The 15,406-nt window shown below is 37.4% G+C and carries 13 protein-coding genes; 10 read left to right on the top strand and 3 right to left on the bottom strand.

All coding sequences use genetic code 11. The features are described from left to right. Positions 1 to 19: 19 nt before the first annotated feature. Entirely contained in the window at positions 20 to 1,108 is a 1,089-nt protein-coding gene (locus A2J09_RS13020; protein ID WP_012295632.1) for a M24 family metallopeptidase, read from the bottom strand. A 231-nt stretch (positions 1,109 to 1,339) separates the two neighbouring features. Here A2J09_RS13020 and A2J09_RS13015 point away from each other — a divergent pair, with 231 nt between their 5' ends. Further along, positions 1,340 to 2,023 carry a metal-dependent hydrolase gene (locus A2J09_RS13015; protein ID WP_031418620.1) on the top strand — a complete coding sequence of 228 codons (684 nt, stop codon included), beginning with the start codon at positions 1,340 to 1,342 and terminating at the stop codon, positions 2,021 to 2,023. 152 nt (positions 2,024 to 2,175) lie between these two features. Next, positions 2,176 to 3,483: a DRTGG domain-containing protein gene (locus A2J09_RS13010; protein WP_031418621.1), complete on the top strand. Its 1,308-nt coding sequence runs from the start codon at positions 2,176 to 2,178 to the stop codon at positions 3,481 to 3,483. 52 nt (positions 3,484 to 3,535) lie between these two features. On the opposite strand, the gene A2J09_RS13005 is transcribed toward A2J09_RS13010, so the two are convergent. Further along, complete coding sequence (locus tag A2J09_RS13005; RefSeq protein ID WP_031418622.1) at positions 3,536 to 3,841, bottom strand: YtpI family protein; 306 nt, start codon at positions 3,839 to 3,841, stop codon at positions 3,536 to 3,538. Between the two features lie 90 nt (positions 3,842 to 3,931). Here A2J09_RS13005 and A2J09_RS13000 point away from each other — a divergent pair, with 90 nt between their 5' ends. The 8 genes from A2J09_RS13000 to A2J09_RS12965 all read left to right on the top strand — a co-directional run bounded on the left by A2J09_RS13000 (position 3,932) and on the right by A2J09_RS12965 (position 14,261). Continuing rightward, positions 3,932 to 4,876 (top strand): DHH family phosphoesterase, encoded by a 945-nt coding sequence (locus A2J09_RS13000; protein WP_036162298.1) that lies wholly within the window; start codon positions 3,932 to 3,934, stop codon positions 4,874 to 4,876. A 21-nt stretch (positions 4,877 to 4,897) separates the two neighbouring features. Beyond that, the gene (gene dnaE, locus A2J09_RS12995) at positions 4,898 to 7,981 is read left to right on the top strand and encodes a DNA polymerase III subunit alpha (RefSeq protein ID WP_012295627.1); all 3,084 of its coding nucleotides are present in this window, start codon (positions 4,898 to 4,900) and stop codon (positions 7,979 to 7,981) included. A 132-nt stretch (positions 7,982 to 8,113) separates the two neighbouring features. Continuing rightward, complete coding sequence (locus A2J09_RS12990) at positions 8,114 to 8,755, top strand: FadR/GntR family transcriptional regulator (RefSeq protein WP_012295626.1); 642 nt, start codon at positions 8,114 to 8,116, stop codon at positions 8,753 to 8,755. 24 nt (positions 8,756 to 8,779) lie between these two features. Then, complete coding sequence (gene accD / locus A2J09_RS12985) at positions 8,780 to 9,637, top strand: acetyl-CoA carboxylase, carboxyltransferase subunit beta (RefSeq protein ID WP_012295625.1); 858 nt, start codon at positions 8,780 to 8,782, stop codon at positions 9,635 to 9,637. Further along, on the top strand, positions 9,630 to 10,586 hold the full coding sequence (locus tag A2J09_RS12980) for an acetyl-CoA carboxylase carboxyltransferase subunit alpha (protein ID WP_012295624.1): 957 nt from the start codon (positions 9,630 to 9,632) through the stop codon (positions 10,584 to 10,586). Before accD ends, A2J09_RS12980 begins: the two co-directional genes overlap by 8 nt. A 311-nt stretch (positions 10,587 to 10,897) precedes the next feature. Then, positions 10,898 to 11,857: a 6-phosphofructokinase gene (gene pfkA, locus A2J09_RS12975; protein WP_031418625.1), complete on the top strand. Its 960-nt coding sequence runs from the start codon at positions 10,898 to 10,900 to the stop codon at positions 11,855 to 11,857. Positions 11,858 to 11,883: 26 nt separating this feature from the next. Further along, the gene (pyk, locus tag A2J09_RS12970; protein ID WP_031418626.1) at positions 11,884 to 13,644 is read left to right on the top strand and encodes a pyruvate kinase; all 1,761 of its coding nucleotides are present in this window, start codon (positions 11,884 to 11,886) and stop codon (positions 13,642 to 13,644) included. A gap of 227 nt (positions 13,645 to 13,871) precedes the next feature. Then, the gene (locus A2J09_RS12965) at positions 13,872 to 14,261 is read left to right on the top strand and encodes an FxsA family protein (RefSeq protein WP_012295621.1); all 390 of its coding nucleotides are present in this window, start codon (positions 13,872 to 13,874) and stop codon (positions 14,259 to 14,261) included. Here A2J09_RS12965 and A2J09_RS12960 read toward each other — a convergent pair. Beyond that, the gene (locus tag A2J09_RS12960) at positions 14,245 to 15,210 is read right to left on the bottom strand and encodes an AI-2E family transporter (protein WP_036162296.1); all 966 of its coding nucleotides are present in this window, start codon (positions 15,208 to 15,210) and stop codon (positions 14,245 to 14,247) included. The genes A2J09_RS12965 and A2J09_RS12960 overlap by 17 nt on opposite strands. Positions 15,211 to 15,406 lie beyond the last annotated feature (196 nt).

Here is a 15,406-nt window from a genome sequence, read left to right as displayed (position 1 = left end):
CGATGCTTCCTTTTTTATATTATAGAATGATTAAATCTTTCGGGAATTTTGTTAGTACTTCCACACCATCTTTTGTTACAACAACATCATCCTCGATACGTACACCTGTTACATCTGATTTATATATTCCAGGCTCAATCGTAAAGACCATACCCTCTTCCATTGTCATGTCGTTTGTTCCTGTAACAGATGGGAATTCATGTACAGAAATACCAAGACCATGTCCAAGACGATGTGTGAAATATTCTCCAAAACCGGCTTCTGTAATCGTATCGCGTGCGATTTTATCTAAGTCCATAGCACGTACACCAGGCTTCACAGCTGAAACAGCATTTTGGTTAGCTGCTAACACAGCATGATAAATTTCTTTTTGTGCTTCACTTGGCTCACCAAAGGCAACTGTACGTGTAATATCAGAGCAATAGCCATCATAAATGACACCAAGGTCAAATAGCACCATATCCCCTTTTTCTATTTTACGTGCGCCTGGATGACCATGAGGAGAGGCTGTTTTTGGTCCACTTAGTACCATTGTTTCAAAGGACATTTTACAGCCTTTATCTTGAATAGCATTTTCAATGGCTGTTAAAATTTCCATTTCTGTTTTACCTTCAGCAATTTCCTTGCAACCGATTTCAATAGCATAATCAGCTAACTCCGCAGCTTTGCGTAATTTGTCTAATTCACTTTCATCCTTAATTACGCGCATTGCATTAATTTTTTCGTCTAAACGTACAAAATTTGCTTGTGGGAAGGATTGCTGTAGTGCCTCTAAGCGTTCCACAATGAGCTGTGCTTTTTCAATGGCAAACGTAGTTGGTTGAATTTCACGTGATGTAATGGCTTGTGCAAGCACTTCCATCGAATTGTCAGTATCTTGGTGACCAATAACCTCATAAGACCAACCAGCCGCTTTTGCATCTGGAATCTCCATTTGCGGACAAATTAGAAAAGGTTCAGCATCTTTAAAAATCATGACACCTAGTAATCTCTCATGTGGATTACTTTTAAAGCCTGAAACGTAAAAAACATTGTCAGGTGTAGTGATAAATGCTGCATCAATGTGATTTTGCTGTAAATAACTTTGGATTTCTTCAACCTTTGACATAAATATGTCCTCCTTTTTAGTACATGGAAAATTTTAATGAGGAACCTTCGACTTTCTAAAGAAAAGGGCTGTTCCTTTTTATCACTGAATAATTGTGATCTAACAAAGTATAAAATTGTTAGAGAGTGATACGATTATTCTCTGTACAAGCATATCAAAAAAAGGAAAAAAGCGCATGGGTAGCGAATTAAAATGGAGGGGTTGTCATTTATAAACGAGGAGGACATTAAGATGGAAATAAGCTATCATGGACATTCAATTGTCAAAATTCAAACAAATGGGAAAACAATTTTAATTGATCCTTTTATTAACGGTAATGGACAAACAGATTTAAAGGTTGCTGAAGAAGCACCAGATATTATTTTATTAACACATGGTCATAATGATCATGTTGGAGACACCATAGAACTAGCGAAGAAAAAAGATGCGCTAGTCATTGCTCCAAATGAATTAGCCAATTGGATTTCCTGGCAAGGAGTTAAAACACACCCAATGCATATTGGAGGGGCTAAGGAATTCGATTTTGGGAAGGTAAAGTTTACGCAGGCTTTCCATGGCTCTTCTTATGTAACAGATACAAAAGAAATTATTTATATGGGAATGCCAGCTGGGATATTACTATTTGTTGAAGGGCTAACGATTTATCATGCAGGTGACACAGCTCTATTTAGTGATATGAAATTAATTGGGGAGCGACATCCAATAGATATAGCATTCCTACCAATTGGTGATAATTTTACAATGGGTCCAGAAGACGCTGCATGCGCAGTTTCATTCTTACAGCCTAAAATAGTTGTACCTATTCATTACAATACATTCCCACCTATCGAGCAAGATCCACAGATTTTTGCTGATTTAGTACAAAACTCAGAGGTTCAAATTTTAAAAGCTGGTGAGAAAGTAAACTGTTTCTAATCGTTGATTATGCTGTACTATATGAATTGACACCACGCTGGTAGTTGGAATGATAGGGTTTTTTAAACAATTTGATCACTTTATATTAAATATTTTTATAAAAAATATGGTACACTAAGAGCAGAATTGAAGCTTAGGAAATAGGTGATATTTTGTCTACAAAACATGAGAAAATTTTACAATACATCGAGTCACTACCTGTGGGCGATAAAATTTCAGTACGTCAAATTGCGAAAGAAATGCAAGTGAGTGAAGGGACTGCATATCGTGCTATAAAAGAAGCAGAAAACCGTCGCTTAGTAAGTTCAATTGAACGTGTTGGAACAATTCGTATTGAAAAGAAAAAGAAAGAAAACATTGAACGTTTAACTTTTGCAGAAATTGTCAACATCGTAGATGGTCAAGTTTTAGGTGGAAAATCAGGTCTACATAAAACGTTAACGAAATTTGTTATAGGGGCAATGCAATTAGAAGATATGATGCGGTATACAGATGCGGGTAGCTTATTGATTGTAGGGAATCGTTTTAAAGCCCATGAAAATGCACTTCGAGCAGGTGCTGCTGTTTTAATTACAGGGGGTTTTGATACAACAGATGCCAATAAACAACTGGCTGATTCATTAGATTTACCTATAATTTCAACTAGCTATGATACGTTTACTGTAGCAACGATGATTAACCGAGCTATTTATGATCAGCTCATCAAAAAGGATATTTTATTTATTGAAGATATTTATGTTCCAATGACTGACACAGCAGCGTTAAAAAATGATGAGACCATCCGTCATTTCCAGAAGTTAAATGAACGCACCACACATGGTGCATTTCCAGTTGTCACTCATCAAAATAAACTTGTCGGAATGATTACTGTAAAAGACGTTATTGGTCGAGAAGAAAATGAGTTAGTTGAAAAGGTTATGACGAAGAATCCAATTGCTGGTTCCATGAAAATGAGTGTTGCTTCAGCTGGGCATCGTATGATTTGGGAAGGGATTGATCTGTTACCTATCGTAGATGACGACAACATTTTACAGGGTGTCATTAGTCGTCAGGACGTGCTTAAAGCATTGCAGCTAGCTCAAAGGCAGCCACAGCATGGTGAAACTATAGATGATTTAGTGAAAAATGAGATGAAGGTACTTGGTGATGATGAGCTGGTCGTGGAATTTAAAGTTACACCTCAAATGACAAATCAATACGGGGCAATTTCTTACGGTGCTTTCACCACTCTACTTGCTGAAGTGGGTTCATTTGCATTAAAGCGTCGCAAACGAGGGGATGCAGTAGCTGAGAATATGACCATTTATTTTATTAAACCGGTACAGATGGAAAGTACACTTACAGTCAAGCCACGAATTTTAGACATGAGTCGTAAGTTTGTGAAAATGGATTTTGAAGTGTATAATCAACAAATACTTGTTGGTAAGGCAATGATGATGTTCCAGCTTTTAGAACGTTAAGTATTAAAAGGGATGGCCTAGCGCAATTGCTTGGTCATCCCTTTGTTACATATTATCGATTAATGCGGAATTCTTCTTCAACAAATTGACCATAATGACGCGCTTTTTTCGTATTTTCTACTACGACAAAGATGCCTAGCACGACAAGAATTGCTACAATTACAAATGTATATAAGCTAGGGAATAAATAGGCTTGATTAAATCCGAAAAACAGTAGGAAGGAACCGAAGCCGATATTCGCCTTACTTTTATACCAATTTTTAGCGATTGGTAATGATGAACGGAACTGTTTTGTTTTAAAATAAAAATAAAAGACAAAAGATATAATTATCGCAAACACAAATATTAAATTGAGCATAGTAAACCTCCTAGCATAACTAGACATTATTGTAACGATAATTCTGGAAAAATGCTAACGGTTCTTACTATCATTTTGGAGGAATTTATTGTGAAAAGACAAATCATCGACACAATTGCTGCCTATGAAACAATCATTATTCATCGTCATGTACGACCAGATCCAGATGCTTATGGCTCACAACAAGGATTAAAAGAATTGATTTTAACAAATTATCCAGATAAAAAGGTTTTTGCTGTAGGTGAGCATGATACTTCCTTAACATTTATGGCACAGCCTGATCAAGTAGTTGATGATGTTTATGACCATGCTTTAGTAATTGTGACTGACACGGCCAATACCGAACGTGTTGACGATCCACGCTATACTAAGGGGAAAATGATTATTAAAATTGATCATCACCCTAATGATGATGCCTATGGTGACCTTTTATGGGTCGATACGACAGCAAGTTCTTGCAGTGAAATGATTTACGAACTGTATGAGGAAGGTAAGGAAGTGGCTAACTGGCAAATGTCTGATACTGCTGCACGATTATTATTTGCTGGAATTGTAGGAGATACAGGTAGATTCCAATTCCCAAGTACTACGGCTAAAACATTTAAAGTGGCTGCAGACCTGATTACATATGATTTTGATCGAAATCAAATTTTTGATGGTATGTATGAAATGGAGCAAAAACTGCTTAATTTACAAGGTTATATTTATCAAAACTTTAAAATGGATGAATATGGAGCAGCTCATGTGAAGCTAACAAAAGAATTATTAGCAGAACATGATATTGTACCGTCAGAAGCATCACTGCTAGTAGGTTGCCTAGGTAGTGTTAAGGGGATTTGCTCGTGGGTTGTATTCATTGAAGAGGTAGATCAAATTCGTGTACGTTTACGTTCGAAGGGTCCTATTATTAATACATTAGCAAAAGAGTTTAATGGTGGTGGACATCCGCTGGCTTCTGGAGCTACGGCTTATTCATGGAAAGAAGCAGATAACGTCATCACAAGATTACAAGAGATTTGTAAAGCGTATCATTAAAAAGAAAAGGAAGGGATTCATTTGACACATGTATACACAAAGATGCATACGAGCGCGGATTTATTGAAAAGCACAATTCGGCTTGAGCAATTGATTCCTTTTTTACTAGAACAAAAGACGCAGGCCTGTGCAATCGTAAATACGAAATTGTACGGGCTTTTGCCTTTTTGTAAAGCCATGCAGCAAGCAAAAATACATGCCGTCATGGGGCTTTCTGTTAATGTGCAATGGCATGACACAACGCTTCCTCTTGTACTGTATGCACAGTCTCAGGAGGGCTATCAACAGTTATTGAAAATTAGCAGTGCGGCTTCAATTAGGGAAGACGGAGTGCTACCTTGGAAATGGCTAGAGGGCTATGCAGCAGGCTGCTTGGCATTGCTTTCATCCGATGATTTAGCCGAATTAAAAGATTGGCATGGAGTAGTATCTGCCTTAGCTCATCTCTTTCAGCATCACTTTTATATGGGAATTACCAGACCTGGAGGGGTGGCGCTAGCTAATGAGAATGAGCTTGTAGAGTGGTGTGAGGGACAGAGGATTCCACTTGTAGCTGTTCAGAGCTGTTATTTTTTACGACCTGAAGATCATTTTGCATACGAAGTAGCAAGAGCAATCGATACGGGAGACAAGCTTGGAGATACGATGCTAACAGCTAAATTACAGGGTTATTTTGCACCAACAGCACAAGAGTGGCAAAGTTGGTTTACTGATCGACCAGAATGGCTTGAGACCTGTGGACAAATGCTTGCTAGCTGTCGTGCTATCATTCCTGAAATGTCTGTACAAATGCCTAAATTTCCTGTGCCAGTAGGTGAAACAGCTGAGAGTTTACTTGTTAAAGAAGCATTTTCTGGATTAGAGGAACGATTTAACCAGCTGGACATTCCGTATGGTTACCGAGAAAGACTACGATATGAGCTTGAAATAATATGTTCAATGGGCTTCGCTGATTATTTTTTAGTTGTAGCTGATTTTATGCGCTTTGCCAAAGACAATCGCATTTTAACTGGACCAGGTCGTGGTTCCTCCGCTGGGTCACTAGTTGCCTATAGTCTAGCTATTACGCAAGTAGATCCACTCGCCTATGGTTTATTATTTGAACGATTTTTAAACCCTGAACGGATATCCTTACCTGATATTGATATTGATTTTGTCGATAGTAAACGACATCAAGTGATTCAGTACGTTGCACAAAAATATGGTAAAGGCAATGTCGCCCAAATCATTACATTCGGTACATTGTCTGCCAAAGCAGTGGCTCGAGATGTCGCAAGAGTATTTGGTTTTGGTGCAGAGGTATTAGAGAAAATTTCAAAAATGATTCCGAATAAACCGGGGATTACATTGCAAAAGGCTTTAGAAGAATCATATGATTTACAGGAGTGGCTCTCTGAGGATCACCAGCATCAGCGTTGGTTCGAAGTAGCGCAAAAATTAGAAGGTCTGCCTAGAAATTCCTCTACCCATGCGGCAGGCATCGTTATTGCTCCTTCCTCCTTAGTCAATACAGTCCCTATTGAGGATGGACATGAAGGCATATATTGCACACAATGGCCGATGGGTGATGTAGAGGCGAGTGGGCTTGTCAAAATGGATTTTTTAGGTTTACGCAATCTAACTATTTTAGAGCAAATTCGTTGGTCCATTTATAAAGCGGGTGGACCTTGGATTGATTTTGAACGAATTCCTATGCATGATGAAAAAACTTTTCAATTATTGCAAAGTGGTGATACATCAGGTATTTTCCAATTAGAATCGGAAGGAATGAAACAAGCATTACGAGACATTCATCCTACACAATTTTTAGATATTGTGGCTGTGAACGCACTTTATCGTCCGGGTCCAATGGAATTTATACCTGTCTATGCTAGACGAAAAGCCGGTAAAGAATTAGTGGTTATGCCTCACCCTGTGTTAGAGCCAATTCTACAAGAGACTTTTGGAGTTATTGTCTATCAAGAGCAGATTATCAAGATTGCCTCTGTGCTAGCAGGATTTTCAATGGGTCAAGCAGATTTACTTCGCCGTGCCGTTAGCAAAAAAAATCGTCAAGTCCTGGAGGAGCAACAGGTTACCTTTGTACAAGGGGCATTAAAACAAGGCTATGATCAGCATGTGGCGACAGAGGTGTATGAATTAATTGTCCGCTTTGCTGATTACGGATTTCCTAAAAGTCATGCTGTAGCTTATAGTATTATTTCTTATCAAATGGCTTATTTAAAGGCACATTTCCCTCAAAGCTTTTATGCTGCATTATTATCTAATGCAACGGGAAATGTAGATAAAATTCAACAGCTAGTACAAGAGGCCAAAGACAAAGGTATCCCGTTTTATCCACCTTCATTAAAGGACAGTACAAAATATTTTACGGTTGAGCAGGAGGGGATCCGTTATAGTTTAGCAGGGATTAAAGGCGTCCCTCATACTTTTATTGAAAGTATCAATACATTGCGCCAAACGAACCCTCAGGCATTATATAACCTTTTTGATTTAGCTGTGGCATTAAGTGCACAGCATTTTAAACCGAAAGTAATAGAATCATTAATTTATGCTGGAGCCCTAGATTATCTAGAAAAGGACCGTGCAGTACTAATCATGACAATAGATGCTGCCTTAAAACACGCTGAACTACTACGGCCAAATGAGGATATTGATATATCAACTGCTACAGAATTTAACTTTGGAAAGCCAAAATATATGCAAGTTGATGATATGCCACAAAAGGAAAAATTGATACATGAGAAGGAAAGTTTAGGCTTTTACATTTCTGCCCATCCGGTTACGCAAGAAAGACCATATTGGGCTGATGTGAATTGTACAAGTCGTGAGTTAAAGCAAATGCGAGATGGTACGTATGTGAAAATGATTGGTGTCATGGAAGAAGTAAAAAAAATTCGTACCAAAAAAGGGGAGCAGATGGCCTTTGTCCAGTTACAGGATGAGCATGGATCTGTTTCTGCTACATTATTTCCACAAGTTTTTCAATTCGTTCAAGATTTGTTAGTAGAAGATGAAATTCTGGTTGTAGAAGGGAATCTAGAAAGACGTTTTGGAAAACCGCAAATTAAAGTAAAACATGCGCAAGCGACGAAAAAGATATGAAATGAAACAAGAATTAAGAAACTGCATTGAATTTTATGCAGTTTTTTCTTTACTTTTTAACAGTTATTCTGTAAGCTAGAGTCAACGTTAAAAAGTGGTCAGACCACTTTTCTGATAAGGGGAGTTAGTCGTATGGATAAAAAAACCGAACAAAAAAAAGTGTTTTTAGAAATCGTCCAACAACTACGTCAACTCATTAAAATGGAAAAAATACAAGCAGGTGAAAAGCTTCCCTCCGAACGAGTCTTATCGGAGCGTCTAGGTGTCGGGCGATCCTCTGTCAGAGAGGCATTGCGAAGTCTAGAATTACTAGGTCTTATTGAAACGAGACATGGTGGTGGTACTTTTCTTGCTTCCACACATAAGCATCAGCTTGTAGAAATACTGTCGATGTTTATATTAGAAGATGAAAAATCGAAAAAAGATGTCGAATTTACGCGACAAATTCATGAAAAGGAAGCTATTCGCGTAATAAGTTGTACAGAGATTCTTCGCACACTACCTGTGTGGGATAGTTTTTTTGTGAAACTAGAATTAGAAGGTATGATTAATTGTCGTGATATATTGCGAGAACTTCTAATCACAACAGGCAATCGTTTATCATTAAAAATCTGGTTTCAGTTGGCAGCTTACGATGGCGACCGTTTAAATCGAAACTCAACAGAAGATGAAAAAATAATCATTCAAACCATGTTGAAATCGATGCAGCTAGGGTACGAAAAAGAAGCACTAAAAGCTTATGAGCAGTGGATGAGTACTGTACAAAGCACTTAGACAACAACAAAGGGGGAGTCAAACATGGCAATACGTAGCTTATTTAGTGGTAACCGAAAAAAGAAAGAGGATGGACAGGAAAAAGCATTTCCAGAAGGATTAATGACAAAATGTCCTGAATGCCGCCATATTCAATTAACGAAAGAACTAGAAAAAAATCATAAAGTGTGTACGAAATGTAGTCATCATTTCAAAATGACTGCACAAGAACGTGTAGACTACTTCTTGGATGAAGGTTCATTTGTTTCGATGGATGACCATTTACAAACAAGCAATCCATTAAACTTCCCAGCATATGTGGAGAAAATTTCAGCTGACCAAGAAAAAACGGGCTTGAATGAAGCTGTGCTAACGGGTGTTGGTACATTAGACGGAGAGGAAATTGTTGTGGCCATTATGGATTCTCACTTCCGTATGGGTTCCATGGGTTCAGTTGTGGGCGAAAAAATTACTCGTGCAGTAGAAAAAGCAACTGAATTAGGTGTGCCTTTTATTATCTTTACGGCTAGTGGTGGTGCACGTATGCAAGAAGGTGTACTATCTTTAATGCAAATGGCAAAAACAAGTGTTGCTTTAAAGCGTCATAGTGATCAAGGCTTATTGTTTATTTCTATTTTAACGCATCCTACAACTGGTGGGGTTTCAGCAAGCTTTGCCTCTGTAGGTGATATAAATATTGCAGAACCACAAGCATTGATTGGCTTTGCTGGTCGTCGTGTCATTGAAGAAACTGTAAGAGAAAAACTACCGAATGATTTCCAAACAGCCGAATTTTTATTAGAGCATGGCCAATTGGATGCCATTTTCCCTCGCAAAGATTTACGTAAACAAGTTTCATTACTTGTAAAAATGCATACGAAAGGCGGCGTGCAACATGTCTAAAAATTTAGCTTTTGAAGAACCAGTTATCCAACTACGAGAAAAAATTGATGAATTAAAAACAATTGCTACTGAAGCAGATGTAGATATGACAGGTGAGATTGAGAAATTAGAAACACGGTTATCACAATTAGAGCAATCTATTTATGCGAATATGAAGCCGTGGGATCGTGTGCAAGTAGCAAGACATCCAGAAAGACCTACTACTTTACAATATATTGAAGCGATATGTGAGAATTTTATTGAGTTGCATGGAGATCGTACTTTTGGTGATGATGCTGCAATCCTTGGTGGAATTGGTATTTTTGAAGGGCAACCTGTAACAATAATCGGACACCAACGTGGGAAATCTACAAAAGAAAATATACGACGTAATTTTGGTATGCCTCACCCAGAAGGGTATCGTAAAGCCTTACGTTTGATGAAGCAAGCAGAAAAATTCAAACGGCCAATTATTTGTTTTATCGATACAAAAGGTGCTTATCCAGGTAAAGCTGCAGAAGAACGAGGGCAAAGTGAAGCAATTGCTAGAAACCTTGTTGAAATGGCAGGCTTAACAGTTCCAGTCATCAGTATTGTGATTGGAGAAGGAGGAAGTGGCGGTGCCTTAGCATTAGGTGTAGCAAACCGTGTCTTTATGCTTGAAAACTCAACATATTCCGTTATTTCTCCAGAAGGAGCAGCGTCGATTTTATGGCGTGATGGTAGCCTTGCTAAGCAAGCGGCTGAAGCAATGCGAATAACAGCACCGGATTTAAAAGAGCTTGGTGTTATAGATGGTATCATACCTGAGATTATTGGTGGTGCGCATCGCAATGTAGCAAAACAGGCACTTTATATTAAAGAATGCATTAGCACTACACTTCATGCATTAAATTCTCTAAATGGAGAACAATTAATTAACGATCGTTATGAAAAGTTCAAAAAAATCGGACAATATACAGAAGTATAAAACCATTTTTTAAGGCTTTCTTTTGATAGCATCAACAATTATGGGGATATGAATTTGCTCGTTAAGAGACAAAAATTGTTTCTTAACCTATTAAAAAGCTATAAAAAATAAAGAAGCTAGGTACGCAATCTGAACGTCAGACTTCTTGAAAAAATGTTAGATTTAGGATGTTTTTGGATGGAAAGAGTGTGTGAAAGCGCATTCTTTTCATTTTTTATGTAAAAGTTATGTTTTTGTATCATCAGAACCCTTACATAGTTTGTTTTTTCATGTTAATGTGAATAATAATAGTAACTGCAGGAGGTTCGACAATGAAAAAAATTGCTGTATTAACTAGTGGTGGAGATGCGCCTGGAATGAACGCAGCTATTCGAGCGGTTGTTCGTAAGGCAGCATTCCATGGAATTGATGTTGTCGGAATTAAACATGGTTATGAGGGCTTAGTAAAAGGTTATTTAGAAGAACTTGATCTAGGCTCAGTTGGTGGTATTATTCAGCGTGGTGGTACCCATTTAAATTCTGCCAGATGTCCAGAATTTAAAGAAGATGCCGTGCAACAACAAGGAATTGAAAACTTACGAGCTGCCGGAATAGAAGGTCTTGTTGTCATTGGTGGTGATGGTTCTTATAGAGGGGCTATGGATCTAGTGAAAAAAGGCTTCCCTGCTGTAGGTGTACCAGGGACTATCGATAATGATGTTCCAGGGACGGAATATACGATAGGCTTTGATACGGCACTCAATACAGTAGTAGAATCCATCGATAAAATCCGAGACACAGCTACTTCACATGAAAATTCCTTCATAGTTGAGGTTATGGGTCGTGATGCAGGGGATATTGCTTTATGGGCAGGGCTTGCTGCGGGTGCTGAAACAGTTTTAATTCCAGAAGAGGATTATGATTTAGATGATATTGTGGCACGCTTAGATCGTGGTGCAGCACGTGGGAAGAAGCATAGTATTATTATTGTGGCAGAAGGTGTTATGTCTGGAAATGAACTAGCTAAGCTGATAAAAGAAAAGACTGGAAAAGAAACTAGAGTTTCGGTGTTAGGTCATATTCAGCGTGGCGGTTCACCAACTGCACGTGATCGCGTATTGGCAAGTCAGTTTGGCGCACATGCAGTGGAGTTACTAATGGAAGGCAAGTATGGCCGAGCAGTAGGTATTCGCAATCATCAAGTTATTGATTATGATATGCCTGAGGCCTTTGAAAAGAATCATGAGGCAGATGTAAGTCTATACACGCTTATGAAAGAACTATCAATATAATTTGTTATAAACGGAGTGGGCAAAAAATGAGAAAAACAAAAATCGTATGTACAATTGGACCTGCAAGTGAGTCATCAGAAACATTAGAAAAATTAATTGAAGCAGGTATGAATGTAGCCCGCTTGAATTTTTCACATGGCTCTCATGAAGAGCATGCGGGGCGAATTCATTTAATTCGTGAAGTGGCACAAAAGTTAAATAAACCAGTAGGAATTTTATTAGACACAAAAGGTCCTGAAATTCGTACGCATAACATGAAAAATGGTGAGCTTCATTTAACAGCTGGTCAAGTGATTGATATTTCAATGACTGAAGTGGAAGGCACGGAGACAAGCTTTTCTGTTACGTATGAGCAATTAGTAGAAGATGTTGAACAAAACTCCATTATTTTACTTGATGATGGTCTTATTCAATTACGTGTATTAGCTACAGATGTTGAAAAAGGTTTAATTCATACGATTGTAGAAAATGCTGGTGTTTTAAAAAATAAAAAGGGTGTTAACGTACCAGGTGTATCTGTACAGCTTCCAGGTATTACAGAAAAGGATGCACAGGATATTTTATTTGGTATTGAGCAAGGCGTTGACTTCATTGCTGCTTCATTCGTTCGTCGCGCAAAAGATGTACTAGAAATTCGTGAGTTGCTTGAGCAAAATGGCGGTGGGCATATCCAAATCATTCCTAAAATTGAAAACCAAGAGGGTGTCGATAATATAGATGAGATTATCCTTGTGTCTGATGGATTAATGGTAGCACGTGGAGATCTTGGTGTTGAAATTCCAGCAGAAGAAGTACCACTTGTACAAAAGAAATTAATTTTAAAATGTAATCAAGTAGGGAAACCCGTTATTACGGCCACTCAAATGTTGGATTCAATGCAACGTAACCCACGTCCAACACGTGCAGAAGCAAGTGATGTAGCGAATGCAATCATTGATGGTACAGATGCGATTATGTTGTCAGGAGAAACTGCTGCAGGTCTATATCCAGTGGAGTCAGTACAAACCATGAATAAAATTGCTCAACGTACTGAAAATTCGTTAGATTATAAATCGATTGTTTCTACACGTAGTCGTGAAAAAGAAGCCAATATGACAGAAGCTATTTCACAAGCAGTCGCGTATACATCCATTAATTTAGGTGTTAAAGCCGTATTAGCACCAACAGAAAGTGGTAATACAGCTAGAATGATTGCCAAATATCGACCTGGTGTACCAATTGTTGCAGTAACAGGCTCAACAAATACAGCCCAAACATTAACTTTAGTATGGGGTGTGCATCCAATTGTTTGCCAACGTGTTACAACAACAGATGAGATTTTAGAATTAGCTGTGGATGAAAGCTTGAAGCATGGTTTCGTCACACATGGTGATGCTGTTGTAATTACAGCAGGTGTGCCTGTTGGAGAAGCAGGAACAACAAACCTAATGAAAGTACACATTATTGGCGATTTACTTGCTCGTGGTCAAGGAATTGGCAAGGCATCCGTTGTAGGTAAAACGGTAATCGCTAAAAATGCAGCTGAAGCACTTGCTTATGATACAGAAGGAAGTATTCTTGTAACAGTGGGTTCAGACCGTGAAATGATGCCAGCAATAGAAAATTGTATAGGGCTAATTACTGAAGAAGGTGGACTAACGAGTCATGCTGCAGTAGTTGGACTAAGTCTTGGTATCCCTGTAATTGTTGGTGTAAAAGAAGCAACAACATTATTACGCCATGGTCAAGAAATTACGATGGATGCTGAAACAGGCGTTATCTATAAAGGACATGCTAGCGTTCTTTAATAATAAACAAAAAGCTCTAGTGTGATTTGTTGTACTAGAGCTTTTTAATAAGGGTTGTACAAATTAACTATATTAAGTGCTATATGGAAAGCTTCTTAATTATATCTCCATTAATAAACAAAAGTGATTTGGTATTATTTGATGAGAGGCATTCATTTTTTTATGAAACTAAATGGGCTATAATAACGTATATAAGGTATACCTTTTCAAGTAGAAAGGAGAAAAATATGCGAAAAATTTTTCTTGGTTTCATTGTCTACGCATTAGCCGAATTGGCGTTATTAATAGTTATTGGACAAAACATTGGTGTTTTAAGTACATTATTACTCATTATTGTCACTAGTGTACTTGGGATTTATGTAATGAAAAATAAAGGTATGAATTCTGTCCAAAGTGTAAAAAATACATTAGCACGTGGAGAGGCTCCGGGATCTGCGTTGGTAGATACATTATTAACTTTTAGTGGTGGGCTACTTTTAGCATTACCAGGGTTTATTACAGATATTATTGGCTTACTACTGCTTCTGCCTTTTTCACGAAAAATGTTCCAACCAGTTGTCTATTATTGGATGCGTAAAAAAATGAAAAAAGGTCAATTTATTATCGTTCAAAGATAGAGTTTTCTTTTAGCTTAACTGCTAAAAATAAAAAGATTGGGCTAAGTAATATTCCATAAAAGCCAAATAATAGAATAGAGGCGGCGCTGATGAAAAATGTATGGAATGTACGTAATTGAAGCGTGTTGGACCAAAGCATGGAGTCAGCTAGCTGCCTTGTTAATTGTACAAATAAATACAATAGTAAAATGGCTACACATAAAAATGTATTACCATTGAAATAAAAATAAATACTCATCGGTACAAGAAATACACCAATACCGAAAAATGGCAGTACATCTGCAAATGCGACAATAAAAGCTTTAATAATAGCTTGTTCAAACTGAAGGATCATAAAGCCTCCACAAAGAATAAGTAAGGTAATTGTAAATAATTGAAATTCCACAAATATAAAATAATGAAAAAGTTGCATGATTTTCGCAAAATGTGATTGCCACTCATGACGATATTTCTTTGGCACATATTGAAAAAACCAATAGCGTGATTTACGTGTTTCAAGTAAAGCGAAATAATAAGCTACCAAGAAAATGAATACCTCAATGACATGTTTCATTAATAATTGGAAAAGATCAGCTGTATATATAATGATCGAATCAAAAATAGAAAGTGATTTCTCCTTTAAAACTTGTATAAACATCGATTCATATTCACTGAAAAGTGGGAAGTTTTGTAATGTATTACGTATCTCCGGAAAGATGACAATTACACTGTTGATGGATATGACAACAAGCAAAAAAATACAAGTTAAAATCAATACCTCCACAATTATTGCTGCTATCCAATAGGCGATCCTACAATATTTATGCAAAAAATTTATGATAGGATACGTCGAAAATGATAAAAAAATCGCGAGTGAAACTGGCAGCACGAACCAAAGTATGACTAAATAAAAGATAAACAGTAAAATACTTGTGGTTCTTTCGTATGAAAAATACTTTAAATTCCTCATTTTAACAAAATCACCTCAAATCATAATGTCAAAAAATACAAAAAAAACTCTTTAGGGCATATATATAGTCGTTCGGACGTCTTTTTCTTTATTTGGAGGATTTTCATTCACAAAGCTGTCAAAAATGATTATAATAGCAATGTAAGCGATTTACTTAATGGTTCATATGAGCAAAATCCGTAAATGCAAGAAAAAA

The organism is Lysinibacillus sphaericus (genome assembly GCF_001629735.1).
In the GTDB taxonomy this organism is placed as follows: domain Bacteria; phylum Bacillota; class Bacilli; order Bacillales_A; family Planococcaceae; genus Lysinibacillus; species Lysinibacillus pinottii.
Note: the sequence above shows the minus strand (reverse complement) of the source record. Positions and strands in the feature narration are given on the sequence as shown.